Here is a 26,110-nt window from a genome sequence, read left to right as displayed (position 1 = left end):
CGGGAGGATCTGTTGATGACTACCCCTGCTCGCAGAACGGCGGCCCTGGCCCTGCTGTTGCTGGCTGCCCTGCCCGCCTTCGCGCGCGACGCCGCCGGCCCGCAACCCCCCATCGCGGTGCAGATGTATACGCTGCGCAACGCCGGCTCGCTCGACCAGCAGTTGAAGATCGTCCATGACGCAGGCGTGCACGCGGTGGAAACGGTTGGCACGCAGAACACCAGCGCTGCGGAACTCAAGCAGCTGCTGGACCGGTATTCAATCAAGGCGATCTCATCGCATGTCGCACTGGCCGATCTGCACAAGGACCTGGACCGCGTCGTGGCCTTCAACCGGTCGATCGGCAACACGACGCTGGTGGTGCCTTACCTGGACGCGAAGGATCGGCCGACCGATGCCGCGGGCTGGACCGCGCTGGGCCAGGAACTGGGCGGTATCGCCCGGCAGGTGCGGGCCAAGGGCATGCGCCTGGCCTACCACAACCATGACTTCGAGCTGGTCGACTTCAACGGCAAGACCGGCCTGGAACTGCTGTTCGCCGCCGCCGGCCCCGACCTGCAGACCGAACTGGATCTGGCCTGGGTCGCGCGTGCAGGCCTGGACCCGGCGGTGATGCTGGGAAAACTGCGGGGCCATGTGTTCGCAGTGCATGCCAAGGACAATGCGCCGCAGGGCCAGGCTGAAGACGAAGGCGGCTTCGCCGCCGTGGGCCAGGGCGTACTGGATTGGAACGCGATCCTGCCTGCCGCGGCCGCTGCCGGCGTGCAGTGGTTCATCGTCGAGCACGACCAGCCACGCGATCCGGCCAAGGTCATCCAGACCGGCGCGGACTACCTGCGTGAACATCTGAAACCCACTGTGCCCGCCGGCGCACAACGCTGACGCGTGAAGGAGCCCCGCATGAAAACGATTCTGGCAATCGCCGTGGCCCTGGGCGGCATGAGCCTTGCGACAGCAGCATGGTGCAAGGACGATCCTGCCGCGGGTGCCAAGCTCTACACCGCGAACTGCACGGCCTGCCACGGCGCCGATCGTGCGGGCATGCCGGGGGCATTTCCCGCACTCACCGACATCAACAAGCGGCTGCAGCCGGCGCAGATCAAGGACAAGATCAGCAAGGGCGGCGGATTGATGCCGCCCTTCCCCCAGCTGTCGCAGCAGGAGATCGCCGACATCGCCAGCTACCTGGCCAAGTAACAGGTCGGCATTACAGTTCGCGCACCCAGATGTTGCGGTAGCTGACCCTGGAATCATGCTCCTGCAGGTAGATCGGCGCGCACCCGTGTGGCGCGTACGAAGGCGCGCCGATGTACTCGGTCCTGCCCGCCAGCACGGTGTCGTTCTGCACCAGCACACCGTTGTGCAGGACGGTGATGCGGGCGGGCGAGAGGAGCCCGCCGCCCGGCGAGAAACGCGGTGCCTTCCACAGGATGTCGTAGGCCTGCCACTGCCCCGGTGCGCGCGAGGCATTCACCAGCGGCATGGCCTGCTTGTAGATCGAGCCCGCCTGGCCGTTGGCATAGGTCGGGTTGTTGTAGCTGTCGAGCACCTGCAGCTCGTACAGCTCCTGCAGGAAGATGCCGCTGTTGCCCCGGTTCTGACCATCAAAGCCCTTCGTGTCGGTGGGCGTGCGCCACTCGACATGCAGCTGGATATCGCAGAAGCGCTGCGTGGTGCGAATGCCCTTGCTGCCCGGAACCACCGTGAGCGCGCCATCGGAAACGCGCCAGGGTACGCGTCCGCCCTGCTCAGACTCCCATGCGGACACGTCCTTGCCATCGAACAGCACGACCGCATCGGAGGGCGCGCCGCCTGCAGGCGTGGCCACGCTGGCGGGCAGCGGGGTCCACACTTCCGTCTTCGCCGGATCGCGCGCGGGGTCGGTGCCGGCCTGTGCGAGCAGCGGTGCCGCCGCCAGCATGCCGGCCGCCATCAACAGCGGCCTGATCATCAGGGAGCGCTCCATCAGCCGGTCCCCCACGCAGGCGTGCCGGGAACATAGGCCAGATCGCCGTCATAACGACCCGGCACGGCGACGTACCGCAGCACTTCGGTCGCGCCGACCTTCGATGTGAAGAAGCCGAAGATGGCCAACTGCTTGATCATCGTGAAGTAGTGCGGCATGGCTTCCCCTTCCTCGGCGGTACCGGTCTCGGTCACCTCGACCGTGTGTGCTTTTGCCTCTGCATCCAGCGCGCGCAGCAGTTCGGCACGGGCCGGCGCGGCGAGCGATACGAAGCGGCCGCCGGCACGCTTGTCGATAGCGGTCAGCCCGGCGCGGAACGTTGCCTGCTGCCGGGCGGTGTAGCAGTCGGTGACAAACTGCGCCATGAACACCCCGGCGCCTGCATCCTTCGCCCCCGGTGTCTTCGTCCGCGGCAGGATGGTGTCGGCGATCTCGTCCAGCATGCCCACATCGAGCGCGGAGAACAGGTTCTTCGCCGCCGTCGCAGGTGCCTGCCCCTGGGCAAGCGCGGGCAGGCCGACCATGGCCGCGCCTGTGGCAGCGAAGATCATCTTCAGCAGTTCGCGGCGATCCATCAGAGGTTCCCCGCTTTCAGTTCACGCACCGCATGGTCGGCGGCCCGGGCCGTCAGCGCCATGTAGGTCAGTGAGGGATTCACGCAGGCGCTGGAGGTCATGCAGGCACCATCGGTCACATACACGTTGGGCGCATCCCAGACCTGGTTGTGCTGGTTCAGCACCGAGCTTTTCCGATCACGCCCCATGCGTGCGGTCCCCATTTCATGGATGCCCTTGCCCGGGGCATAGTCGTTGTCGTGCATCTCCACATCCTTGACACCGGCGGCCTCCAGCATCTCGGCGGCATCGGCCGCCATGTCCTTGCGCATGGCCTTTTCATTGGCGCGCATTGCAACGTCCATCGCCAGCACCGGCAACCCCCACTTGTCCTTGCGCTCCCGGTCCAGGCGGATCGTGTTGTCGTGGTGCGGCAGCATTTCGCCGAATCCGGTCATGCCGATGCGCCAGTCACCCGGCACGGTCAGCGCCTCTTTCAGGTCGGCACCGATGTTCAGCTCGGCGATCTCGCGCGACCACCCGCTGCGGCTGGCACCGCCCTGGTAGCCGAACCCGCGCAGGTAGCCGCGCTTGTCCGCCGCGACGTTGCGGAAGCGGGGAATATAGAAGCCGCAGGGACGACGACCGAAGTAGTACTTGTCGTCATAGCCTTCGACGCGGCCGGAGGCACCTGCACCGAAGTGATGGTCCATCACGTTGTGCCCGAGCTCGCCGGACGAAGAGCCCAGCCCGCCTTCCCATACATCGGTGGCCGAGTTCATCAGCAGCCAGGTCGAGTTGAAGGAGGACGCGTTGAGGAAGATCACCTTGGCCGTGTACTGGTAGGTCTCCCCCGTCTCGGCGTCGATGATCTCCACGCCCCGCGCGCGCTTGCGGTCCTTGTCGTAGAGCACTTCCTTGACGATCGAGAACGGCCGCAACGTCAGGTTGCCGGTCTTCATGGCGGCCGGCAGCGTGGCCGACTGGGTCGAGAAGTACGCACCGAAGGGACAGCCCAGGATGCACTTGTTGCGGTACTGGCAGTTGACGCGGCCCTGTTCGGGCAGGGGCTGCGTAATGTTGGCGGTGCGCGAGTGGATCATGTGCCGGGTGCCGCCGAAGGCCTTCTTGATCCGCGCGGCCACGTCCTTCTCGACGATGTTCAACGGGATCGGCGGCAGGAACTCGCCATCCGGCAACACGTCCAGCCCTTCGCGCGTACCAGCAATGCCGGCGAATTTTTCCACATGGTCGTACCACGGCGCGATATCGGCGTAGCGGATGGGCCAGTCGGTCGCGATACCGTCCTTGAGGTTGGCTTCGAAATCCAGGTCGGAGAAGCGATAGCTCTGCCGGCCCCACATCAATGAGCGGCCGCCGACGTGATAGCCGCGGAACCAATCGAATCGTTTGGTCTCGATGTAGGGCGAGTCCTGTTCGTTGGCCCACATTCCTTCCAGGTTCTCGGCCAGCGCGTAGTCGCGCATCAACACCGGGAAGGCGGCCTTCATCGCCTGTGTGGGCCGGTTGCGGTGCGGGAAATCCCACGGTTCCTTCATCGCATTGACGTAGTCCTTGACGTGTTCGATGTTGCGGCCGCGTTCGAGCATCAGGACCTTCAGGCCCTTCTCGGTCAGTTCCTTCGCCGCCCAACCGCCACTGATTCCCGAGCCAACGACGATGGCGTCGTAATGATTGTCTGCCATGGGTACTTCACCTAGGTGGATATCGTTTCAGACGTCGCAGAGGCGGATCGCCTCGCGCAGCGAGCCGACGGGATCAGGCGCTGCAGGCATGAATTCCTGCGCCAGATACCCATCGAAACCGGTGTCGCGGATCGCACGACAGATGGCCGGATAGTTCAGTTCCTGCTGATCCCCGATCTCGTGCCGGCCGGGCACGCCTGCAGTGTGGTAATGCTTGAAGCAGGCGTGATGCTTGCCGATGGTGGCGATGATGTCGCCCTCCATGATCTGCATGTGGTAGATGTCGTAGAGCAGACCGAAGTTGTCCGAACCGAGCCGCTGGCACAGCTCGACGCCCCATGCGGAGTGATCGCACAGGTAGTCGTGGTGATCGACCCTGGAGTTCAGCAGCTCCATCACCAGCACCACCCCGCGCTTCTCGGCATGCCCGAGGATGCGCTTGAGTCCGGCCTCGGCATTGGCCAGGCCTTCCCGGGAGTCCATGCCGTTGCGGTTGCCGGAAAAACAGATGAGGTTGCGATAGCCGGCATCGGCGACCAGATCAATGTGCCGTGTGTAGCGTTCCACCAGCTGGTCATGGAACTGGCGGCCGGCAAAGCCTTTGGTGAGGCCGAGCTCCGCGCCGTTGCACATCGCGCTGTAGACGCCATGGGCTTTCAAGGTCGGCCAGTCCTCCGCGCCCACCAGGTCGATCGCGGCAAAACCGATGTCCTTCACCGTCGTGCAGAGCTGGGCGACCGACAGCTGCGGGAAGGTCCAGCGCGCGACGGAATGCTTCAGGTTGCCCTTGAGCGGTGCGGCGGCGGCGAATGCGGGGAGTACACCTGCCGCCCCCAGGCCAATGCTGCCGGCAACCGCGAGACGCAGCGCATCGCGCCGCGTGAGGCCCGTCGCCGGGGCCGGTCTGATCGAATGGATGGACATCCACCTGCCGGCCTCCCAACCGGTATCAAACGCAACGATTCACAGCAATGCAATCGATTGCACCATAGGGGAGGAAATTGTCTTTTTGCAAGTCGCGGTGCACGAAAACCGATGCTGCGAGGCACAACCATGCAGGAATCCCGAAAAAAGAAAAGCCCCGCATCGGCGGGGCTTTCTTTTGTGCTGCGAACGCGCGTTCGATCAGAACGGAATATCGTCGTCGGCAAAGTCGTCCATCGGCGGCGCCTGCTGCGGCTGCGGGCGCTGGTTGCCACCCTGGTTGCCGTAGCCACCGCCCTGGTTGCCGTAACCGCCACCCTGGCCACCGCGCGGGTTGCCGCCACCACCGCCACCGCCGCCGTACTCCTGGCGCGGCGCCTGCTGGCGCTGCGGGCGCTCACCGCCGCCGTAGTTGCCGCCACCGCCACCGCCGCCGCCACCGCCTTCACCGCGGCCGCCCAGCATCTGCATCTCGTCGGCAATGATGTCGGTGGAGTACTTCTCCACGCCGTCCTGGCCGGTGTACTTGTCGTAACGCAGGCTGCCTTCGACATACACCGAGCTGCCCTTGCGCAGGTACTCGCCGGCAATCTCGCCGAGCTTGCCGAAGAACACCACGCGGTGCCATTCGGTGCGCTCCTGCTGGTTGCCATCCTTGTCCTTGCGGACGCTGGTGGTGGCCAGGCTGATGCGGGTGATCGCCATGCCGCCTTGGGTGTACTTCACGTCCGGGTCGTTACCGAGGTTGCCGACCAGGATGACTTTATTGATGCCGCGCGCCATAGATGGGTTCTTCCGTTGTCCGGGGCAGGCCGCCAGTGATATCACGTCCCCCGGGCGGGGGGCAGTGCGCAGGGGCCGCCCCCGGTGAATTTGGGGGAATGCGAGAACGGGGCATCTTACCATTGCCGCCGCGCCGCGCCTCGTCAGGCAAGCCCTTGGCGTGCTCCGGAATCCGCCTCTCACCTAGTGTCGCAAGGGACCTGCACGGGCGCCGGTCGTTCCCCTGCCCGCCCATGGCATCATCCCGGGGTCCTTCTCCAGCAGCTCCCGCATGACCATCAAAGGCAAAGCCACCTCCCTGGACATCGCCCACCTGGCCGGGGTCTCCCAGCCCACGGTGTCGCGGGCCCTGCGCGGCAGCCCGATGGTCAACGCCGAAACCCGCGAGCGCATCCTGCGCATCGCCCGCGAGCTGAACTACAAGGTCGACAAGAACGCCTCCAGCCTGCGCCTGCGCAACGCCGGCACCCTCGCCCTGCTGTTCTTCGAGGACCCGACCAACGACGACTCGCTGATCAACCCGTTCTTCCACTCGATGCTGGGCTCGATCACCCGCGCCTGCGCCCTGCACGGCCAGGATCTGCTGGTGTCGTTCCAGCAGCTGTCCACCGACTGGCAGGCCGACTACGAGGACAGCAACAAGGCCGACGGCATCATCCTGCTGGGTTACGGCGACTACCACGAGTCGCGCGACCGGCTGCAGCGGCTGGTCGAACAGGGCACCCATTTCGTGCGCTGGGGCGCGGCCCTGCCCGGCCAGCCCGGCGTATCGATCGGCAGCGACAATTTCCAGGGCGGGCATGACATCACCACCCACCTGCTGGGCCAGGGCTGTCGCCGCATCGCCTTCCTCGGCCATGCGTCGAGCCACTACCCGGAATTCGAAGAGCGCTACCGCGGCCACGTCGAAGCGCTGCGCACCCATGGCCTGGCCGCCGACCCGGCGCTGCAGCACGATGCCATCACCACCGAAGCCTCTGGCCAGGAGGCGTGCCTGGCGCTGCTGGCCCGTGGCGAGCCGATCGATGCGATCTGCGCGGCCAGCGACCTGATCGCCATCGGTGCGATCCGCGCGTTGCGCGAGTGCGGCCTGCGCGTTCCGCAGGATGTGGCGGTCACCGGTTTCGATGACATTCCGCTGGCCGCGTCGGTATCGCCGGCACTGACCACCGTGCAGCAGGACACCAAGCAGGCCGGGCAGCTGCTGGTCGAAAAGCTGCTGGCATCGATCGGCCGGCAGCCGGTGGAAAGCCAGAGCATCCCGGTGAAACTGGTGGTGCGCGAATCGTCGCTGCGCGCCTAGCCCGCTCAGGTCCCCTCCGGCATCGACGAACGTACCGCCGCACTGAATTCATCCAGCAGGAAGGGCTTGGCGATCATCGCCATGCCATCCTCGAGGAACGACGAGCGTTCCTGAGCCTTTTCCGCATAGCCGGTCATGAACAGGATCGGCAACGCCGGGCGTGACTGCCGGGCGATCTCGGCCAGCTGGCGCCCGTTGAGTCCCGGCAAGCCGACATCGGTTACCAGCAGATCGATGGTCTGCGCAGAGGCCAGGATGGGGATGGCCGCATCGGCGTCCCCCACCACCTGCGCGTGATAGCCCAGGTCTTCCAGCACGATGGTCACCAGCATCCGCACCTGCTCGTCATCCTCCACCACCAGGATCGACTGGCCCTCGCCGTGCCGGATCGGCCGCGCCGGGACGCTCTCCTGTACTACCGCGGCCTGCTCGGCAATCGGGATGAACAGCAGCACCGTGGTGCCTTCGCCCACATTCGATTCAATGGCGATATGGCCGCCGGACTGCTGCATGAAGCCATACACCATCGACATGCCCAGCCCCGTGCCCTTGCCGATGGGCTTGGTGGTGAAGAACGGCTCGAACGCACGCTCGACCACTTCCGGTGCCATGCCGGCGCCGGTATCGGCCACGGCCACCATCGCATAGTCGCCGGCCGGCACGGCGCGGTACTGACCCTCCCGCACCGTCGCCTGCGAAGCACGCAGGGTGAGCTCGCCGCCATGCGGCATCGCATCGCGTGCGTTGATGGCCAGGTTCAGCAGCGCGCTCTCGAATTGGTTTGCATCCAGGGTGGCATGCAGCGGCGAGGGACAGGGTTCGGCGCGCAGGCGGATGGTCTCGCCCAGCGTGCTGTGCAGCAGTTGCTGCACTGATACCAGCAGTGTGTTGATCTCCACCGGTCGCGCGTCCAGCGACTGCCGCCGCGAGAACGCCAGCAGCCGCTGGGTCAGCGCGGCTGCGCGCTGTGCCGAGGCGGTGGCGGTGTCCAGGAAGCGTTCCAGATCGTCCACCCGGCCCATGTCCAGCCGCAGCCGTACGATGTCCAACGCCGACAGGATACCGGTCAGCATGTTGTTGAAATCGTGTGCGATGCCGCCGGTCAGCTGGCCGATGGCTTCCATCTTCTGCGACTGCCGCAGCGCGGTTTCGCTGGCTTCGCGCGCGGCCATCTGCGCTTCAAGTTCGCGGGTGCGCTCGGCCACCATCGCCTCCAGCGCATGCGCGTGCTGCTGGCTGCTGGCCAGGGCCAGCTTGGCGGCGGTGATATCGGTGACAAACACGTGGAAGCCATCGATGCGACCGGCGTCGTCACGGCGTGGCGAGTACCGCACCTCGCAATCGCGGCGACCGTGCACGCGGTGTGGCCAGACGATCTCGAACACGGCCTCGCGGCCGGACAAGGCCGCCTCCATCGCCGGTCGTCGTTGCTGCCATACGTTCTCGCCGATGACCTCGCGCACGTGCCGGCCGATCACTTCACCGGTGGGCAGGTCGAACCAGGTCTCATAGGCCTTGTTGGCAAAACGGAAGCACAGCGCGCGATCGACGAAGGCGATCAGCACCGGCATCGCATCGGCGATCAGGCGCAGCTCGGATTCACTGCGCGCCAGCGCCGCGCGGCCATCGGCCAACGCCGCCACCTGGTCACGCACCACGAACTGCTTGTCACGCGCACGCAGTGCGCCCTGCACCGCGCTGAGCAGCGACATGCTGCCCAGCGGACGGTCCATTTCCACCACGTTGATCGACCCGGGCAGCAACGGCTCGCGGGTGGAGCGCCGGTAGGAACGCGCCGAACGCAGCAGGATGAAGGGGATATCCGACCACGCCGGTTGCTGCTGAAGCACCTGCAGCAGCGCATCGCTGCCGCGTGCCACGGCCTCCTGGGTGACAACGACCAGCCCGGTATCGTCATCCAGCTGCCTAGCCAGCACTTCCAGGCTGGGTGCGATCTGCGTGCTCAGCCCTGCGCTGCCGAGAACCCCGGCGATGCTGTCGGCGTCGCGTCCGAACGGAGCGACGATGCGGACGACGGTACTGCCACCTCCGCTATCGGACATCGGTCTGGCCCAGCAGCGACGCACTGTCACCGACAAATTCAGGCGTGCCGGTGAGGATGCCCTGGAAATCTGCCAGTGCCGCGCTGACGGTGATGCCACGGCCGTCGATCTTCAGCTCGCGGATGGTGTCCTCATGCGCACCACCACGGTTCTTGATGACCGAAATCGCCTTGCGGATGCGGCCCTTGGCTTCGAAGAAGCGGAACAGCACCACCGCATCGGCGATGTAGGACACATTGAGGCTGCCGGTGGACATGGTGCCGACCAGGCCGTGCTGCGGGTTGATCAGGAAGGTGGCCACGCCCTTCTGGTTGAGGTAGGACAGCATCTCGTGCAGCTGCAGCATCAGCTGCTTTTCCTGCGGCATGGCGGTCACGTAGCCGTTCAGGCTGTCGATCACCAGCACGGTGCAGCTGCGCTCTTCCACGGCCTTACGCAGGTTCCATGAGAACTCGCCCGGCGAAACTTCCGCCGGGTCCATCTGCAGGATCTCCAGCAGGCCCGAACGCAGGTGCTTGTCCAGATCGATATCCAGTGCAGCCGCTCGCGCCAGCAAGGTACCCACGCGCTCGTCGAACTCGAAGATGCAGCTGCGCTCGCCGCGTTCGCAGGCGGCCCACACGTACTGCAGGGCGACGTTGGTCTTGCCGCTGCCGGCCGGGCCGGTCAGCAGGGTCGATGTCCCACGCAGGGGCCCGCCGCCCAGCAGCCGGTCGATCTCATCCACGCCGCTGCTGATCGGGGTGCCAACGAATCGGCCGTGATGTTCGGATGCGATCAGGCGCGGGAAGATCTGCAGCCCACCGCTGCGGATTACCATGTCGTGGTAACCGGCGATGAAATTGACACCGCGCAGTTTCTGCACCTGCATGCGGCGCCGCGCGGGACCGAAATCCAGCGTCAGCCGTTCCAGGGAAACCACGCCATGGCACAGGCTGTGCAGCTGCCCATCGCGCTCCTCGTTGGTGGAGGTCAGGTCGTCCACCAGGATGACCGTCGCGCTCTTGGGTGCGAAGAACTGCTTCAGCGCCAGGATCTGCCGGCGATAGCGCAGCGAATCCTGCGCCAGCAGCCGCAGCTCGGACAGCGAATCGAAGACCACACGGGTCGGCCCGATGCTGTCCACCTTGGACATGATCAGGTTGACCGTCTCGTCCAGCTCCATTTCCCAGGAATGCAGCACCGACTGCAGGCGGCCATTGCCCATGGCCCCCTCGGCCGAGCCCAGCTCGAACAGATGCAGGCCCTCCAGAGACCAGCCGTGGGCGGCGGCGACTTCGCGCAGCTCCTCGGCGGTTTCCGAAAGCGTGATGTACAGGCAGCGCTCCCCGCGCCGCAGCCCTTCCAGCAGGAACTGCAACGACAAGGTGGTCTTGCCGGAACCAGGCGGCCCTTCCAGCAGGTACAGGCGTGCCTGCGGCAGCCCGCCGCCCAGGATGGTGTCCAGCCCTTCTATTCCGGTTACGATCCGCATGTGCGCCTGCATGGCAATGGCCAAAGAGGGGCAAAGCCTAGCGATGCCGCTGTGGAGGCATTGTGTGATCCAGCGCACCGATGCCAACGCATTCAGGAATATTTCACGACTACGCCATCCGCACGCCGGCCCTGCCAGGTCAGGCGCCGCCGAGCCGTCACCCCGCTATCCGTTCTTCCAGGAGAAGGCCTTTGTCCGCCGTCGGCATGACCCGCACCGTACCGGTAACGGCGGCGATCGGCATGTCACGTGCAGGCTGGGGCCCGGCGCCTTGAGCGATCGCGTGGATTCAGCGCACCGCCACCTTCGGCCCCAGAACGGCCAGCACTACGTAGACCACGATCGAGGCGACCGTACCCAGCGCCGCCGGCACCCCGAACGCCCACGCCGAACGGCCCTGCTGGCGCGCCCACTGCGCCAGATGCCACGCCGCGCCCAGGTTGATCAGCCAGGCGATGACGAACACCGGCCACTGGACAATCCCCACCGCGCGCAGCAGGGGCATGGCCACCAGTGCAGCGACGACGGCCGCGATCAGATAGATCATTGCGTTGCGGGAGTGTCGGGCGATAGTGCTGGACATGGCGTTGCTTCCTTTGGACGGGGGCGCTGCATTCTGTACTGGCGAGCCATGCTCGGCTCCGACTGTAGGTCGTCGCTCCGCGCTTCACTGCCCACACGCTACTCGTTGCGACGATACAACAGCCAGCCGTAGACCATGAATGCAGGCACAGGCCCAAGCGCGGCAATTCCTGCATACAGCCAGGCGCGGCGGCGCTGCACGCGGGCGCGCCAGTAAAGATGGTAGGCCGCCCCCCAGGCACCTATCCATGCCAGCAGTGGCGCGGGGGTATCGTGCATGTCGAAGGCGAAGGCAAGAACAAGACCGAGAGCCAGCGAGAATGCGAAGCCGGTAACCAGCCAGATGACGGCGAGTCGTTCGTGGTAAGAGGCACTGCGTTCCTGCAGGGTCATGTCCGAGTCCTTTCGATTCAGTAGGTACAAAGCAGCCGAGCATGGGCTCGGCCCTACAGGACAGTCAGCCCTGCGCGAAGTCCTTGAGGATCTCGCCCACGCCGCTCGGCGAAATCTCAAAACCCAGCGTGGTGCCCGGGTTGATCACCACACCATACCCGCCCGGCACGCGACGCAGCACGTCCAGCATCAGCCAGCGGATCTGGTGTTCGGCCTGCTGGCTGTAGATGCCCACCCGCGATGGATCGGTGAACACCGCCACATGCAGGGTGCCCTGCTTGTCGAACAGCAGCGGGTCGAAGCCGCTGCCATCAGGGGTGACCAGGCTGCCGGTCAACAGCACCACCTCGGAGGCGACGAAGGCCTGCATGAAGGCGCGGATCGGCACCGTTCCGTCCATCGCCGCCTTCAGCAGGGTTTCGATCGGGGTCTGCGGGGCAAGGTCGGTCATGACGGTACGGCGGGGCGCGAGGGGTGCCTATTGTAGAGTCGAGCTTGCTCGACTGCTCGAAAAGCGTGCCAACCAAGGTTGGCACCCACCATAGCGGTAGCGCCGGGCCATGCCCGGCGGCGCCCTCAGCGCCCCAGCCGCTGGTCGCGCGCCTGCTGGTCGGCCACGGCCTTGTCCAGCTCGGCCTGCAGCATCGGCTGCTTCACCTCGGCGTCCAGCACGAACACCTTCACCCCGTGTGCGGGCACCTCGGTTTCCAGCGACCGCTTCACCTTCAGTTCGCCGCCATCCAGCGCATCGCGCCAGGTGCCCGGCTGCAGGTAGCGGTCCACCTTGAACGGCTTCGCCGCATCGCCCTTGTTCAGCAGCACCAGCGCGGTCTGCGCCACATCGCCGTGCTGCAGCACACGCAGGAACACCGCTTCATCGCCCTGCAGGCGCTCGTTCACCTGCAGGCCGCGTTGCAGTGCCGGGGTCGCTTCGCGCAGAAGGGCGATGCGCTGCAGCGGGCCGAAGATCGGGCTCTGCGGCGCCGCATCCACACGCGGCTGGCCGAAGTAGGCGCGGTTGCCGGCATGCTCGGCACGACCACGCATGAAGCCGGTTTCCGAGCCGTAATAGACCACCGGAATGCCGCGCGCGGTGAACAGCCAGTTGTGCGCATCGATGAAGCCGTTGTCGCTGGCCTGCAGGCGCGGCATGTCGTGGTTGTCGTAGAAGCTCATCAGCTCGTACGGGTTGGCATACGGGCCGCCGGTCAGGTGCAGGGGCTCGGCCAGGGTTTCAAAGCCCTTGCCGGCGGTGCCGAAGGTCTGCTCCAGCGCGCCCCGCAGCGGGAAATCCAGCACGCTGACGTTGGCATTGGCCGGCCAGGTGTGCTCGGCGATGCTGGCCGCGTTGTAGTCGAACGCTTCGCCAAACATGAACATGCCAGGATGCTCGGCGCGGATGCGATTGACGAATTCATGCCACCACGGGTGCGGCAGCCAGCCGATGGTGTCGATGCGCAGCGCATCCACGCCTTGCGCCGTCCACTGCAGGTACGCGCCCACCAGGTAGTCCATCACCGCCGGGTTGTGCTGGTTGAAGTCACCCAGCTCGGCCAGGTTGCCATCGAAGATCGAGCCGTCTTTGCTGTCGACCGGGCCAATGTTGTTGTAGAACGCGTGCAGCGGATTGTGCTGGGGGTCCAGCTGCTGCGGCGGCAGGTTCTGGTGGTCGGCAACGAGCTTGCCGTCCTTGTCGAAGACCTGGCCGAACTGCGGCTGCCGCGTCGGCATGGTCCAGGCCGGTGAACCGTGGTTGCCGACAATGTCCAGCACCACCTTCAGGCCGGCACCGTGCAGTCCCTTGGTCAGCCCGGCGAAATCCAGGTCCTTGCTGGGCAGGTGCTCGTCGAGCGTGTAGAAATTGATGCCCCAGTAGCCGTGGTAACCGGTCTTGCCGCGGTCGGTCAGCGTGCTGGTGCAGCTGATCGCCTTGCTGCCGGTGAACGCCTGGTCCGGGTTGTCGACGATGGGCGTGATCCACACCGCACCGAAGCCGAGCCTGCGGATGTAGTCGGCGTTGTCGAGCACGCCACGGAAGTCACCGCCGAGGTAGCCGATGTTGCCGTCCACCTTGTCCGGGCACGGCACCGGAATATCGAACGTGCGGTGCTTGCCGCCCTGCTCGCGATGATCGTTGGACGGATCACCATTGACGAAGCGATCGGTGACCACGAAGTACACCGCATCGCTGGCAAACGGCTCGGTAGTACCGACATAGGCCGGACGCGGCGCAGCAACGGCACTGCCGGCAAACAGTGCGAGGGAAACCGCAACGGACAACACACCACGCATCACACCACCTCCGGACGGGACGGGACCCGCAGCACGCACACACCGGCAACCAGCAGGCTGCACCCGCCCAGCACCAGCACATGCATCGGCTGGCCACCCAGCCATGCACGCAGGGCGAAGCCCAACGCACTGGCCGCGACCAGCTGCGGGATCACGATGAAGAAATTGAAGATGCCCATGTACACGCCCATCTTCGCCGCCGGAACACTGTCCGACAGCAGCGCATAGGGCAGCGACAGGATCGAGGCCCAGGCAAAACCCACACCCACCATCGACAACAGCAGCCAGCGGGGATCATCGATGAACATCATCGAGATCAGCCCTGCCCCGCCCAGCCACAGATTCAGCAGATGGCTCCAGCGCAGGCCGATCGCACGCACCATCGGCGGGATCAGCAGCGCGGCCAACGCCGCAAAGCCGTTGTAGGCACCAAACAGCACGCCCACCCAGTTGGCACCTTCGTTGTAGGCGGCCGACTCGACCTCGGTGGACCCGAAATGGACGCCGGCCACCGCGCGCGTGGTGAAGATCCACATCGCAAACAGGGCAAACCACGAAAAGAACTGCACCCAGGCCAGCCGTCGCATGGTGACCGGCATCGCCCGCAGATCGCCGACGATGGCGGCCAGCATGTGTGTGCCCGGCAGCACGCGCGATACCGCCAGCAGCGCGCCGTAGGCCGCACACAGGCCAGCCAGCACGTACAGCATCCTGTCGCCCTGGCGCCAGGCGATCAGCGCCGCCAGCAGCACGCCCAGCGCCAGCCACAGCGCCACCTGTGCCCACGGTGCGTGGCCCCTGACCACGGCGCCAGCATGATGCGCCGGCGGCTCGGCGTCATCGAACCCGGCCAGTTCGGTGGGTGAATACTCGCCGGTGCTGACCACCGTCCAGGTGATCGCCGCCAGCAGCACCACTGCGCCGAAGTAGAACGCATAGCGCACGGTATCGGGCACCTCGCCCGCCGCAGCGGTGTTGGCCACGCCGAAGTGGGCCAGGATGAAGGGCAGGAAGCTGGCAACGATGGCACCGATGCCGATGAAGAAGCTCTGCATCGCATAGCCGACCGGACGCTGGCGTGGCGCCAGCTGGTCGCCGACAAAGGCACGGAACGGTTCCATCGATACGTTGATCGAGGCATCCAGCACCCACAACGTGCCGGCGGCGATCCACAGCGTCGGCGAGTTCGGCATCACCAGCAGGGCCAGCGTGGTCAATACCGCGCCGATCATGAAGAACGGACGGCGCCGCCCCCAGCGCGTCCACGTGCGGTCGGACAGGTAGCCGATCACCGGCTGCACCAGCAGGCCGGTCAGCGGCGCGGCGATCCACAACCCCGGCACCGCGTCCATGTCCGCGCCCAGCGTCTCGAAGATGCGGCTGGCGTTGGCGTTCTGCAGGGCGAAGCCGAACTGGATGCCGAGGAAGCCGAAACACATGTTCCAGATCTGCCAGAACGACAGCTGCGGTTTTGCGGGACGGCTCATCGTGCGTCCCCGGCAGCCGCCACGGGCGCCACCTTCAGTGCCTGCACCTGGGCCTGGTTGAGCACGCCGTCACGCCCGCCCTTGCCACCGGTGTAGTGCGCGAAGTGCTGCAGCGCGCTCATGTTGAAGCCCTCTTCCAACGTCACCGTGCAGCGTCCCTTCGGCACCGCGAAGGTCGCCGCAGTGGAGTCCTGCATCGCCACGCTGTGCGGCAGCGCGACCGTCAGGCGTTGCGGCGGCTGGTCCTTGCACTGCAGCGCCAACTGCTTCACCGCAGCGGTCACGCCGGTGTTGATCGGGCCGTTTGGGTTGTTGTACTGCAGCCGCAGGCGCACATGGCCGGCGCGCGCCGTGCTGAACTGCCAGCGCTGCGTCCCACGCAGCACCTGCTGCGGACCGACACAGACCATTGGGCTGTGCAGCGATTCCAGCCCCCCCTCGCGCCGGGTCAGGCTCAGGCAGTGCTGCAGTCCATCATCATGGATACGTACCTGACCCTTGCTGGCGGTGGCAGCGGTGCCGTCCTGCCACAGCACCTGGCCGGCGGCGACCGCGACGCTCCAGCCCTTGCCACTACGCTTTGCCTGCGGCGCAGCCGGGGTGGCGGGCGCGCGGGCGTTGGCATCGGCAGGCGACACATCCGTACCTGCTGCCAGGGGCGCGGCAACCAGCTGCACGGTGGTCACCTTGCCGCGCGTCCTTGACGTGCCAGCCACCAGCAGGCCACTGCCGACCTGCTTCGGGCGCTCCAGCACATAGCGGTGGCGACCGGTATCGAGGGTGATCCGGCGCTGCTTGCCGAACAGTTCGGGCACCAGCGCGGCCGGCAGCTTGGGCAGTACACGGCCGTCATCCTGCACACCGAACACGCCTTCGGTGACCATCGCCAGATAGCCGGCCACCGACCACAGCTGGCGCTCGGAATTGACCACCGGCCCGCTGAGTGCACCTTCGTCCACATGCACGGCCTGGCTGGCCAGTTCGTAATTTTCCATGTTCGATCCGGCCAGCGCAGCGCCCCGCATCAGCGAGCGGATCTCAGCGGCGATGCGCGAGGTGTCGTCCAGCTTGCGGGCCGCCCGCAGCGAGTACGCACTGACAAACGGCCAGATTGCGCGGTTGTGGTAGATCGGCTGCTGCGCTTCCTGCGGCCACACCACCGGGCTGCCGGCCGGTCCCATCGGATAGGCGGCCAGTGCCCGCCGCGCGCGCTCGAGCGGCAGCACGTCGGCAAGGATGCCCAATGACAGGCCCAGCAGATCAACCTTGGCGTAGGGCACCGGGTGTGCTGCTTCGCCGATGTAGCTCATGTACTGGCCCATGTCCTGTCGCCAGAAGCGCGCGTCGATCTGCACCGCCAGCGCATCGGCCCAGGCCTTGTACTGCACGCTGCGCTCGTCCCCCAGCTGCTGCGCCATCTGCTGGCCCAGGCGCAGCGCCTGGTAATGCAGCACGTTGGTGGACAGCGCGTAGGAATCACCAATGAAGCGCACGTTCCCGCGCGTCCAGTCCGGGTAGGTCTGCTCGCGCCAGTCCAGGAACGAGGTCTCGCCGCGATACAGCCCCATCTGCGCGTCGAACACCATCGCCCGGTCCTGCGCCAGGGTGCCCTGCAACGCCTGCCAGACCTGTTCGGCGAATGCCGGATCGTCCAGCAGGTGGCGTGCGGCAAGGAACCACACCACGCGGTCGCTGCTGATCGGCCAGCTGCCACCGGAACCGGTGTCCTGGGCGACGAACAGCCCCGCCGTGTGCCCATCGCGCGCGGCCGACAGCTTGAACTGCAGCGACTGCCGCGTGCGCTTCGGGTCCAGCTTCGCCAGCGCCAGATCGGCGGCGAAGCTGACATCGCGCGTCCACACATAGGGCCAGCGCGCACCGGTCTGGAAGCACTCGCACGGCACCGGCCGACCTTCATCGAAGGCCGGATCGCGGATCGCGTCCACCCGATCCTGGTCCATTTCCTGCTGGGCCAGTGCGAACAGCGCGTCGAACATCACGCTGCCGGTCTGGCTGCGCATGGGTGCGGCGGCAATGCGCACTTCGCCCTGTGGCGCATGCAGCACGAAGCCGCCCTTGGCAGCGGCGTCGGCACGCGCGTGGCGGCCATCGAATTCCAGGTCGGCCGCCTGCGCGGTCGTCCCCAGCGCTGCCCCCAGGGCAGCGGTCAGGCAAATGATCTTCAGCATCGAAGCGGCAGACCGGCTTGCGCCCGTCGACCTCCCTCCCTCTCCGCAGCGTTGTAGGTCCGTAGCGCCGTTGCCGGCGTGCGGGCGCGACACCTCCCTCAAGGTGCCTGGCCCCATGGTAGACGCCGGGCTGTCGCCTGCGTCCGCTTGCATACGTATTCATCACCCGCGGCGCCAGCACACCTGTCCGGCTGGCTTATGGTCCGGATCTGCCAACGGCGCCTTGGGAGGGGAAATGCCGATGTCACCCACTGCTGTACGCGCGATGTTCGCGCACGCCTTCGGCCTGCTCCTGCTGGGCCTTGCGACGCTGGCGCACGCCGCAGCCGAGGTCACCCGCGTGGAATCGCCGGGCAAGGTGCTCAGCGTCAGCCTGGTGCTCGACGGCGGCACCGCACGTTATCGCGTCGACCGCTTCGGGCAACCGGTGGTCGCCGATTCCAAGCTCGGCTTCGCACTGCGCGACGGTCGCCTCGACCGCGATTTTGTCCTGCTCGGGCAGGAGCGCCGCAGCGTGGATGACACCTGGGAACAACCCTGGGGCGAGCGTCGGGTCACCCGCAACCACTTCAACGAGCTGACCGTGCATCTGGCCGAGACCACCGGCAGCAAGCGCCGGCTGGATCTGGTGTTCCGCGTGCATGACGACGGTGTCGGCTTCCGCTATGTATTCCCTGAACAGCCGAACCTGCGCGAAGCGATCATCGACGACGAACTGACCGAATTCGCGATCGCGCCGGAGTCGACGGCGTGGTGGATTCCCGCAGGCGAGCCGATCCACTACGAATACCTGTACCAGCGCACGCCGCTGCGTGAGGTGCCACTGGTGCACACCCCCATCACCCTGCGCAGCCAGGACGGGTTGCACGTGGCCATCCACGAAGCGGCGCTGGTGGACTACGCCGGCATGTGGCTGCGGCGCACCGAAGGCCAGCGCCTGCGCGCGCAGCTTTCACCCTCGGCCGAGGGCTGGAAGGTCCGCCGCACCCTGCCCTTCGCCACGCCGTGGCGCACGCTGCAGATCGCCGATCACGCCGGTGGCCTGGTCGAATCGGACCTGATTCTCAACCTCAACGAACCCAATGCGCTGGGCGATGTGAGCTGGGTGAAACCGGCCAAGTACCTGGGCGTGTGGTGGTCGATGCACCTGGACAACGAAAGCTGGGCAACCGGGCCGAAGCACGCCGCCACCACCGCCAAGACCAGGAAGGTGATCGACTTCGCCGCCGCGCACGGCTTCCGAGGGGTGCTGGTGGAAGGCTGGAACCCCGGTTGGGATGGCAACTGGGTCGGCAACGGCTACGACTTCGATTTCACCCGCGCCACGCCTGACTTCGATATCGAGGCGCTGTCGGCCTATGGTCTGAAGAAGGGCGTGCACCTGATCGGCCACCATGAAACCGGCTGTGCCATCGAGCACTACGAAGACCAGCTCGGTGCAGCGCTGGATCTGTATGCGCGGCTGGGCGTGGACCAGTTCAAGACCGGCTACGTCTGCGATGACGGCCAGGTCGATCGGCGCAATCCTGCCGGCGGACCGCTGTGGCGCGAGTGGCATGACGGCCAGTTCATGGCCCGTCACCACCTGAAGGTGGTGCAGGAAGCCGCCGCCCGCCACCTCTCGGTCAATCCACACGAGCCGATCAAGGATACCGGCCTGCGCCGCACCTATCCGAACTGGATATCGCGCGAGGGCGCGCGCGGCATGGAATACAACGCCTGGGGCCAGCCACCGAATCCACCCGAGCACGAGGTCAACCTGGTATTCACCCGCATGCTGGCCGGGCCGATGGATTACACCCCCGGCATACTCAGCCTGAAGGGCCGCCATGGCCAGCCCATTCAAAGCACGCTGGCGCGTCAACTGGCCCTGTACGTGGTGCTGTACAGCCCGATCCAGATGGCGGCCGATCTGCCCGAACACTACCTGCAGCACCGCGATGCTTTCCGCTTCATCGAAGACGTAGCGGTGGACTGGGAACAGAGCCACGTGCTTGACGGCGAGGTCGGCGACTACGTGACCATCGTGCGCCGCGCGCGCAACGGCCGCGATTGGTTCCTGGGCAGCATCACCGATGAGCACGGCCGCGTGCTGCCGCTATCGCTGGGCTTCCTGGAACCGGGCGTGCGCTACCGCGCCGAGATCTATCGTGATGGCGAGGGCGCGGATTTCCGCAGCAATCCCTTCGCGTTCAAGCGCGAAACACGCGAGGTCAGCAGCACCGATTCACTCACCCTGGTGCTGGCGCCGGGCGGCGGACAGGCCATCCGCTTCACACCGCTGTGAATGGACGGGTACTGCCGGAATGATGATCTGGAATCGATTACAACCCTGCATTAGCCATTGAATACGTATGCAGGGTGATTCCCGCGGAGAACACGCTGCCTACCATAGCGGCGACGACAGCGGCCACCGCGTCGCACGTCCTGGACAGCATCGGGACGACCACGAATCGCACTACAACATTACCTGGGAGGGGAAAATGTTGAACCACAAGCGCAGCGCGCTGAGCATCGCGTTGGCCGTCGTACTGACGCCGTCGCTGGCAGCCGCACAGTCCACGCAGCCCACCGCGACCACGCCCACCGGCACCGCTGCCACCAACCTGGACACCGTGCAGGTCACCGGCATCCGTCGCGGCATCGAAAGCGCGATCGCGGTCAAGCAGGACGCCACTTCGGTGGTCGAAGCGATCTCCGCCGAAGACATCGGCAAGCTGCCCGACGTCAGCATCGCCGAATCGATCTCGCGCCTGCCCGGCCTGGCCGCACAGCGCGTTGCCGGCCGTGCCCAGGTCATCAGCGTGCGCGGCCTGTCGCCAGACTTCGCCACCACCCTGCTCAACGGGCGTGAAGTGGTCAGTACCGGCGACAACCGCGGCGTCGAGTTCGATCAGTACCCGTCCGAGCTGGTCAACGGCGTGACCGTGTACAAGACCCCGGACGCCGCCCTGGTCGGCCAGGGCCTGTCGGGCACCATCGACATGCAGACCGCGCGCCCGCTCAGCTTCCCCGACCGCGTGATCGCGGTCAGCGGCCGCCTGCAGAAGAGTTCGCTGGGCGATGCGGCCAATGTCGACGAGTTCGGCAACCGCTTCAGTGCCAGCTACATCGACCAGTTCCTGGACAAGACCCTGGGCATCGCCATCGGCTACGCGCACAGCGACATGCCGATCCAGGAAAACCAGGTCGGCCTGTACGAGCCGTGGACCACCGAGCACACCGATGCGGGCAACCGCCCGGGCGTGGCGCCGGGCACCTACTTCTCCGACGGCATCAAGGCGCTGCGCCGCACCGGCAACAACAAGCGCGACGGTGTGATGGCCACGATCCAGTTCCGGCCGAACAACAGCTGGACCAGCACCTTCGATGCGTTCCACACCGAAGCCGAGCAGATCGACACCGCCAACCAGTTCGAGCTCAACCTCAGCAACTACAACGGCAACTACACCCCGGGCCTGCTGGTCAGCAACCCGCAGGTCAATGGCAACGGCTCGTTCACCGGCGGCACCGCCAGCGGCGTGTATCCGCTGGTGCGCGGCATGTACAACAAGCGCAAGGACAAGATCGATGCGTTTGGCTGGAACAACGAGTTCACCTTCGGCAGCGTCAAGCTGGTCGCCGACCTGAACTACTCCAAGGCCACCCGCGATGAGCTGAACCTGGAAAACAACCTGCAGCTGACGCCCATGCCGCAGCTGGATACCATCGGTGTGCAGTTCCGCCAGAACGGCTTCTCGCAGATCAGCCCGGGCCTGGACTATTCCAACCCGGATGCACTGTTCCTGACCAACACCATCTACGGCTCCGGCTACGGCAAGGTGCCCAAGGTGGAAGATCGCCTGAAGGGCGCCAAGCTGGCCGCCACCATCGCGCTGCCCGATGTGATGGCATCGTGGGCCCCGGATCTCGACATCGGCGTGAACTATGCCGACCGCCGCAAGGTGAAGACCCAGTCCGAAGGCAACATCCTGCTCGGCGCGCAGGGCGATGCCAACATCGCCAGCGATCTGCAGTACGACCCGGTCAATCTCGGCTTTGCTGGCCTGGGCACCATTCCGGCCTGGAACGTCCCGGCCGCCGTGGCGCGCTACATGACCTTCAACCCGGTCGACAACCTGGACTACCTGATTCCGAAGTCGTGGACGGTGCAGGAAAAGATCACCACCGCGTGGGCACGCCTGAACATCAACACCGACATCGGCGTGGTGGGCGTGCGCGGCAACATCGGCGTGCAGATGCAGCACACCGACCAGAGCTCGGATTCGCGCTATTGGGACAGTTCGCAGCCGGCCGGCAGCAACGTCCAGCCGTACTCGAATGGCCGCACCTACAACGACTGGTTGCCGAGCTTGAACCTGGCCTTCATGTTCCCGCATGAGCAGACGCTGCGCTTCGCCGCGGCCAAGCAGGTCGCGCGCCCGCGCGTGGACCAGATGCGCGCCGGCCTGGAATTCGGTGTGGATACCGCGACCGGCAAGCCCGGCGGCAGCGGCGGCAACCCGCTGCTGGACCCGTGGCGCGCCACCGCGCTGGACCTGTCCTACGAAAAGTACTTCGGTGAGAAGGCCTACGTGGCCGCCGCGATCTTCTACAAGGACCTGAAGAGCTACGTGTACACCCAGTCGGTGGACAACTACGACTTCACCAACCTGCTCGGCGGTTACGTGCCGCCGCCGGGCATGGTGGTACCGGTGCTGCCGACCGGCACCTTCTCCACCCCGGAGAACGGCAAGGGCGGCACCCTGAAGGGCCTGGAACTGACCGCCTCGTTCCCGCTGGAGATGGTCACCGACAGCCTGCGCGGTTTTGGCGTGCAGGCCAGCGCGACCTTCAACAAGAGCGACATCCAGATCCTCGATCCGGAAAGCGCCTCCAGCGTGGGCAGCGATCCGATCAGCCTGCCCGGCCTGTCCAAGCGCGTGTACAACTTCACTGCGTACTACGAGCGCAGTGGTTTCGAGGCCCGCGTCAGCCAGCGCCGCCGTTCGGACTTCATTGGTGAGATCGGCAACTTCAACGGCAACCGCACCCTGCGCTACGTGGTGGGCGAGAACGTGACCGATGCGCAGATCAGCTACACCTTCCCCGATGGCGGCAGCCTGCAGGGACTGACCCTGCTGCTGCAGGGAAGCAACCTGACCAACGAGCCGTACCGCACCTACGCCGGCACCAAGGACCGTCCGCTGGAGTACATCGAGTGGGGCCGCACCTACGTGCTGGGCGTGAACTACAAGTTCTGACCACACGCACGGCTGGTAGCGCCGGGCCATGCCCGGCGACGCAGCACAGGGAGCTGGACCGGAAACCCGCTGCGCAGGCAGCGGGTTTTCTTTTGCGCACGTGCTGCACCCGGTAGGTCCACGCCATGCGTGGATGCCTTTCGCCGGAACTTCACCCACAAAAAAGGGACGGGGCGCTTCGGCCCCGTCCCCGCAAGTGCCGCCACCGGAGAAATCGGTCAGCTGCGTCGGACGCAGACCACTGCGCGCGGCGGCAGCCGTAGTTCATTGCCCTGCACCGTGCCCGCATCCGGGCCCGGCACGGCCACCTGCTGCCAGTCGCCGGCTGGCAGCGGATGGACCACCGCCTCGGCCGACAGGTTGAACGCCAGCAGGAGAGTTTCATCTGCAAGCATACGCTGGAACAGCAGCACCGGCTCGGCACTGTCCAGGAACCGGATATCGCCGTGCATCAGGGCCGGCTGGGTCCGGCGCCAGGCCAGGAAGGCCCGGAACGCGGCCAGCACCGAGTGCGGGTCGCGCGCCTGCACCGCCACCGCCGCCGCCCGGTGTTCGGCCGGAATCGGCAGCCACGGTTTGCCGGTGCTGAAGCCGGCCAGCGGTGCATCGGTCCACGGCAGCGGGGTGCGGCAGCCATCGCGGCCCTTGAAGTTCGGCCAGAAGGTGATGCCATACGGGTCCTGCAGCGCCTCGAACGGCACCTCGGCCTCGGCCAGGCCCAGCTCTTCACCCTGGTACAGACAGACCGAGCCACGCAGCGAGCACAGCATCGCCACCAGCATCCGCGCCAGTCGCGGGTCGGCAGGATGGCCGCCCCAGCGGCTCACCGCCCGCTCCACGTCATGGTTGGACACCGCCCAGCACGGCCAGCCTTCGGTCATCGCCGCTTCCAGGCGCGAGACCGTGTCGCGGATGTAGGCGACGCTGTAGTCGTTGACCAGCAGCTCGAAGCTGTAGCCCATGTGCAGGCGGCCATCCCGGGTGTACTCGGCGGTGGTCGCCAGCGAATCCTCCGAGGAGATCTCGCCCAGGCTCACCGCGCCCGGGTACCCATCCAGCAGCGCGCGCAGCCGCTCCAGGAACGGCAGGTTCTCCGGCTGGGTATTGTTGTAGTAGTGGTACTGGTAGGCGTACGGATTGTCCGCGCTGAAACCGCGGCCGACGCGCTTGTCGGCCGGTTTGGCCGGGTTGTCGCGCAGCTGGGCATCGTGGAAGCAGAAGTTGATCGCATCCAGGCGGAAGCCATCCACGCCGCGGTCCAGCCAGAAGCGCACATTGTCCAGGGTCGCCTGCTGCACCTCCGGGTGATGGAAGTTCAGGTCCGGCTGGTCCACCAGGAAGTTGTGCAGGTAGTACTGCTCGCGGCGCGGCTCCCACTGCCAGGCACCACCGCCAAACAGCGACAGCCAGTTGTTGGGCGGCGTGCCGTCCTCGCGCGGGTCGGCCCAGACGTACCAGTCCGCCTTGGGGTTGCTGCGGTCCTGCCGGCTCTCGCGGAACCAGGCGTGCTCGATCGACGTGTGGCTCAGCACCTGGTCGATCATCACCTTCAGGCCGAGGCCATGCGCCTTGGCCAGCAGGCGGTCGAAGTCGTCCAGGCTGCCGAAGAGCGGGTCGACATCGCGGTAATCGGCGATGTCATAGCCGAAGTCGGCCATCGGCGACCGGAAGAACGGCGAGATCCAGATCGCATCCACGCCCAGCGCGGCGATATGGTCCAGGCGCTGGATGATGCCCGGCAGGTCGCCTACTCCGTCGCCGTTGGCGTCGAGGAAACTGCGCGGGTAGATCTGGTAGATGACGGCTCCGCGCCACCATGGATAGTGCGACATCGACAGCCCCCCTCCGGGCATGCGGGACCCGCCGGAAGCGGGCTGAAAACCAACTCCAGCAAGCTTAGCGGGGCCCAACCGTGATGGCGCCGCCTGCATACGTATTCACGCCGGGCACCGTGGCCGGCACCATGCCGCAGACCGGGGGAACCGGTTTCCTCCCCAATTCACAGGCAGCCCCTATAATCAGGGATGAGCCTGAAAGCCTGATCGCATGACCATCACCGAAGACACCCGTCCCGCCCTGGGCCTGTCCCAGATCCAGTCGCTTGCCGCAGCCGACATGGCTGCCGTCGATGCCCTGATCCGCCGCCGGCTGTCCTCGGATGTGGTGCTGATCAACCAGATCGCCGACCACATCATTTCCGCCGGCGGCAAACGCCTGCGGCCGATGCTGGTGATGCTGGCCGGCCATGCCGTCGGCAGCGCAGGGCCCGAGCACCACCAGCTGGCGGCGATCATCGAGTTCATCCACACCTCCACGCTGCTGCACGATGACGTGGTGGACGAATCCAGCCTGCGCCGTGGCCGCAGCACCGCCAACGCCCTGTGGGGCAACGCGCCGAGCGTTCTGGTAGGTGATTTCCTGTACTCGCGCAGCTTCCAGCTGATGGTCGAGCTGGACCGGATGTCGGTGATGCAGATCCTGGCCGACACCACCAACCGCATCGCCGAAGGCGAAGTGCTGCAGCTGCTGCACGTCCACAACCCCGACACCGATGAAGCGGCCTACCTGCGCGTGATCGAGCGCAAGACCGCGGTGCTGTTCGCCGCCGGCACCCGCCTGGGCGCGCTGGCCAGCGGCGTGGACGAGGCCACCCAGCAGGCCCTGTACGACTACGGCATGCACCTGGGCTACGCCTTCCAGATCGCCGATGACGTGCTGGACTACTCGGCCAACGCCGACGAGCTCGGCAAGAACCTGGGCGACGACCTGGCCGAGGGCAAGGCGACGCTGCCGCTGATCCACGCCATGGCGCATTCGGATGAGGCCACCCGCCAGCGCCTGCGCGGGATCGTGCAGAACGGCGATGCTTCGGCGATGCCCGAAGTCCTGGCCGCGATCCGTGCAACCGGCGGCCTGGAGTACAGCCGGGCCCGCGCCGAGGAATACGCCGAAGCCGCCGAGCGCGCGCTTGATGGCCTGGGCGACAACGACGCTGTTGCGGCCCTGCGCGGCCTGGCCCGCTACGCGGTGCAGCGCTCGCATTGATGAAGGAGTGCCGCCCCCCCGGGGGGGCCGCCCCCCGGGGGGGGGGGGGGGCGCCGGGGGGGGGCGCGCCCGCAGGGGCGGGGGGCCCCCGGGGGGGGGGGGGGGC

The 26,110-nt window shown here is 66.3% G+C and carries 20 protein-coding genes; 6 read left to right on the top strand and 14 right to left on the bottom strand.

Features of this window, described 5'->3' with window-relative positions; translation table 11 throughout:
- Window positions 1-15 precede the first annotated feature (15 nt).
- Together ACVOLJ_RS07120 and ACVOLJ_RS07115 are read left to right on the top strand one after the other, a co-directional pair.
- A complete protein-coding gene (locus ACVOLJ_RS07120) occupies window positions 16-882 on the top strand; it encodes a sugar phosphate isomerase/epimerase family protein (RefSeq protein ID WP_481563792.1) in 867 nt (288 codons plus the stop codon).
- Window positions 883-900: 18 nt separating this feature from the next.
- Window positions 901-1,197, top strand: a complete 297-nt coding sequence (locus ACVOLJ_RS07115) for a c-type cytochrome (protein ID WP_475277692.1) — start codon at window positions 901-903, stop codon at window positions 1,195-1,197.
- A gap of 10 nt (window positions 1,198-1,207) precedes the next feature.
- Here ACVOLJ_RS07115 and ACVOLJ_RS07110 read toward each other — a convergent pair whose 3' ends face one another.
- From ACVOLJ_RS07110 to ACVOLJ_RS07090, 5 genes are all read right to left on the bottom strand, one after another.
- Complete coding sequence (locus ACVOLJ_RS07110; protein WP_481563791.1) at window positions 1,208-1,951, bottom strand: 3-keto-disaccharide hydrolase; 744 nt, start codon at window positions 1,949-1,951, stop codon at window positions 1,208-1,210.
- 14 nt (window positions 1,952-1,965) lie between these two features.
- Entirely contained in the window at window positions 1,966-2,541 is a 576-nt protein-coding gene (locus ACVOLJ_RS07105; protein ID WP_481563790.1) for a gluconate 2-dehydrogenase subunit 3 family protein, read from the bottom strand.
- Entirely contained in the window at window positions 2,541-4,226 is a 1,686-nt protein-coding gene (locus tag ACVOLJ_RS07100) for a GMC oxidoreductase (protein ID WP_475277689.1), read from the bottom strand. The genes ACVOLJ_RS07105 and ACVOLJ_RS07100 overlap by 1 nt, the downstream gene beginning before the upstream one ends.
- Window positions 4,227-4,253: 27 nt before the next feature.
- The gene (locus tag ACVOLJ_RS07095) at window positions 4,254-5,150 is read right to left on the bottom strand and encodes a hydroxypyruvate isomerase family protein (protein ID WP_481563789.1); all 897 of its coding nucleotides are present in this window, start codon (window positions 5,148-5,150) and stop codon (window positions 4,254-4,256) included.
- A gap of 201 nt (window positions 5,151-5,351) precedes the next feature.
- Window positions 5,352-5,933 (bottom strand): single-stranded DNA-binding protein, encoded by a 582-nt coding sequence (locus ACVOLJ_RS07090; protein ID WP_481563788.1) that lies wholly within the window; start codon window positions 5,931-5,933, stop codon window positions 5,352-5,354.
- Window positions 5,934-6,204: 271 nt separating this feature from the next.
- On the opposite strand from ACVOLJ_RS07090, the gene ACVOLJ_RS07085 reads away from it, so the two are divergent.
- A complete protein-coding gene (locus ACVOLJ_RS07085; RefSeq protein ID WP_475277686.1) occupies window positions 6,205-7,236 on the top strand; it encodes a LacI family DNA-binding transcriptional regulator in 1,032 nt (343 codons plus the stop codon).
- Between the two features lie 5 nt (window positions 7,237-7,241).
- Here the strand turns inward: ACVOLJ_RS07085 and ACVOLJ_RS07080 are convergent, their stop codons facing one another.
- From ACVOLJ_RS07080 to ACVOLJ_RS07045, 8 genes are all read right to left on the bottom strand, one after another.
- A complete protein-coding gene (locus tag ACVOLJ_RS07080) occupies window positions 7,242-9,299 on the bottom strand; it encodes a PAS domain-containing protein (protein WP_481563787.1) in 2,058 nt (685 codons plus the stop codon).
- Window positions 9,289-10,785 carry a DUF7125 family protein gene (locus tag ACVOLJ_RS07075; RefSeq protein ID WP_475277684.1) on the bottom strand — a complete coding sequence of 499 codons (1,497 nt, stop codon included), beginning with the start codon at window positions 10,783-10,785 and terminating at the stop codon, window positions 9,289-9,291. Before ACVOLJ_RS07075 ends, ACVOLJ_RS07080 begins: the two co-directional genes overlap by 11 nt.
- A gap of 277 nt (window positions 10,786-11,062) precedes the next feature.
- Window positions 11,063-11,356 carry a hypothetical protein gene (locus tag ACVOLJ_RS07070; RefSeq protein WP_475277683.1) on the bottom strand — a complete coding sequence of 98 codons (294 nt, stop codon included), beginning with the start codon at window positions 11,354-11,356 and terminating at the stop codon, window positions 11,063-11,065.
- A 98-nt stretch (window positions 11,357-11,454) separates the two neighbouring features.
- Window positions 11,455-11,748, bottom strand: coding sequence for a hypothetical protein (locus ACVOLJ_RS07065; RefSeq protein ID WP_475277682.1), 294 nt, complete (start codon window positions 11,746-11,748; stop codon window positions 11,455-11,457).
- A 64-nt stretch (window positions 11,749-11,812) separates the two neighbouring features.
- Window positions 11,813-12,199, bottom strand: coding sequence for an SseB family protein (locus ACVOLJ_RS07060; protein ID WP_481563786.1), 387 nt, complete (start codon window positions 12,197-12,199; stop codon window positions 11,813-11,815).
- Window positions 12,200-12,324: 125 nt separating this feature from the next.
- Entirely contained in the window at window positions 12,325-14,040 is a 1,716-nt protein-coding gene (locus ACVOLJ_RS07055) for an alpha-amylase family glycosyl hydrolase (protein ID WP_481563785.1), read from the bottom strand.
- Entirely contained in the window at window positions 14,040-15,527 is a 1,488-nt protein-coding gene (locus ACVOLJ_RS07050; RefSeq protein ID WP_475277679.1) for an MFS transporter, read from the bottom strand. Before ACVOLJ_RS07050 ends, ACVOLJ_RS07055 begins: the two co-directional genes overlap by 1 nt.
- Window positions 15,524-17,716, bottom strand: coding sequence for a glucosidase family protein (locus ACVOLJ_RS07045; RefSeq protein WP_475277678.1), 2,193 nt, complete (start codon window positions 17,714-17,716; stop codon window positions 15,524-15,526). The genes ACVOLJ_RS07050 and ACVOLJ_RS07045 overlap by 4 nt, the downstream gene beginning before the upstream one ends.
- A 235-nt stretch (window positions 17,717-17,951) precedes the next feature.
- Between ACVOLJ_RS07045 and ACVOLJ_RS07040 the strand changes: the two genes are divergently transcribed.
- Together ACVOLJ_RS07040 and ACVOLJ_RS07035 are read left to right on the top strand one after the other, a co-directional pair.
- The gene (locus tag ACVOLJ_RS07040) at window positions 17,952-20,003 is read left to right on the top strand and encodes a glycoside hydrolase family 97 protein (protein ID WP_475277677.1); all 2,052 of its coding nucleotides are present in this window, start codon (window positions 17,952-17,954) and stop codon (window positions 20,001-20,003) included.
- A gap of 196 nt (window positions 20,004-20,199) precedes the next feature.
- On the top strand, window positions 20,200-22,959 hold the full coding sequence (locus ACVOLJ_RS07035; protein ID WP_475277676.1) for a TonB-dependent receptor: 2,760 nt from the start codon (window positions 20,200-20,202) through the stop codon (window positions 22,957-22,959).
- Between the two features lie 218 nt (window positions 22,960-23,177).
- Here the strand turns inward: ACVOLJ_RS07035 and ACVOLJ_RS07030 are convergent, their stop codons facing one another.
- Window positions 23,178-24,791 carry an alpha-glucosidase gene (locus ACVOLJ_RS07030; RefSeq protein ID WP_475277675.1) on the bottom strand — a complete coding sequence of 538 codons (1,614 nt, stop codon included), beginning with the start codon at window positions 24,789-24,791 and terminating at the stop codon, window positions 23,178-23,180.
- Between the two features lie 214 nt (window positions 24,792-25,005).
- Between ACVOLJ_RS07030 and ACVOLJ_RS07025 the strand changes: the two genes are divergently transcribed.
- Window positions 25,006-26,004: a polyprenyl synthetase family protein gene (locus ACVOLJ_RS07025; protein WP_475277674.1), complete on the top strand. Its 999-nt coding sequence runs from the start codon at window positions 25,006-25,008 to the stop codon at window positions 26,002-26,004.
- Window positions 26,005-26,110 lie beyond the last annotated feature (106 nt).

It is taken from the genome of Stenotrophomonas sp. STEN046, assembly GCF_056759755.1.
This window is presented reverse-complemented; position numbering and strand designations above follow the sequence as displayed.

Coding starts and splice junctions, on each gene's coding strand:
- ACVOLJ_RS07120 (WP_481563792.1), top strand. CDS start 16: ATGACTACCCCTGCTCGCAGAACGGCGGCCCTGGCCCTGCTGTTGCTG.
- ACVOLJ_RS07115 (WP_475277692.1), top strand. CDS start 901: ATGAAAACGATTCTGGCAATCGCCGTGGCCCTGGGCGGCATGAGCCTT.
- ACVOLJ_RS07110 (WP_481563791.1), bottom strand. CDS start 1,951: ATGATCAGGCCGCTGTTGATGGCGGCCGGCATGCTGGCGGCGGCACCG.
- ACVOLJ_RS07105 (WP_481563790.1), bottom strand. CDS start 2,541: ATGGATCGCCGCGAACTGCTGAAGATGATCTTCGCTGCCACAGGCGCG.
- ACVOLJ_RS07100 (WP_475277689.1), bottom strand. CDS start 4,226: ATGGCAGACAATCATTACGACGCCATCGTCGTTGGCTCGGGAATCAGT.
- ACVOLJ_RS07095 (WP_481563789.1), bottom strand. CDS start 5,150: ATGTCCATCCATTCGATCAGACCGGCCCCGGCGACGGGCCTCACGCGG.
- ACVOLJ_RS07090 (WP_481563788.1), bottom strand. CDS start 5,933: ATGGCGCGCGGCATCAATAAAGTCATCCTGGTCGGCAACCTCGGTAAC.
- ACVOLJ_RS07085 (WP_475277686.1), top strand. CDS start 6,205: ATGACCATCAAAGGCAAAGCCACCTCCCTGGACATCGCCCACCTGGCC.
- ACVOLJ_RS07080 (WP_481563787.1), bottom strand. CDS start 9,299: ATGTCCGATAGCGGAGGTGGCAGTACCGTCGTCCGCATCGTCGCTCCG.
- ACVOLJ_RS07075 (WP_475277684.1), bottom strand. CDS start 10,785: ATGCAGGCGCACATGCGGATCGTAACCGGAATAGAAGGGCTGGACACC.
- ACVOLJ_RS07070 (WP_475277683.1), bottom strand. CDS start 11,356: ATGTCCAGCACTATCGCCCGACACTCCCGCAACGCAATGATCTATCTG.
- ACVOLJ_RS07065 (WP_475277682.1), bottom strand. CDS start 11,748: ATGACCCTGCAGGAACGCAGTGCCTCTTACCACGAACGACTCGCCGTC.
- ACVOLJ_RS07060 (WP_481563786.1), bottom strand. CDS start 12,199: ATGACCGACCTTGCCCCGCAGACCCCGATCGAAACCCTGCTGAAGGCG.
- ACVOLJ_RS07055 (WP_481563785.1), bottom strand. CDS start 14,040: ATGCGTGGTGTGTTGTCCGTTGCGGTTTCCCTCGCACTGTTTGCCGGC.
- ACVOLJ_RS07050 (WP_475277679.1), bottom strand. CDS start 15,527: ATGAGCCGTCCCGCAAAACCGCAGCTGTCGTTCTGGCAGATCTGGAAC.
- ACVOLJ_RS07045 (WP_475277678.1), bottom strand. CDS start 17,716: ATGCTGAAGATCATTTGCCTGACCGCTGCCCTGGGGGCAGCGCTGGGG.
- ACVOLJ_RS07040 (WP_475277677.1), top strand. CDS start 17,952: ATGCCGATGTCACCCACTGCTGTACGCGCGATGTTCGCGCACGCCTTC.
- ACVOLJ_RS07035 (WP_475277676.1), top strand. CDS start 20,200: ATGTTGAACCACAAGCGCAGCGCGCTGAGCATCGCGTTGGCCGTCGTA.
- ACVOLJ_RS07030 (WP_475277675.1), bottom strand. CDS start 24,791: ATGTCGCACTATCCATGGTGGCGCGGAGCCGTCATCTACCAGATCTAC.
- ACVOLJ_RS07025 (WP_475277674.1), top strand. CDS start 25,006: ATGACCATCACCGAAGACACCCGTCCCGCCCTGGGCCTGTCCCAGATC.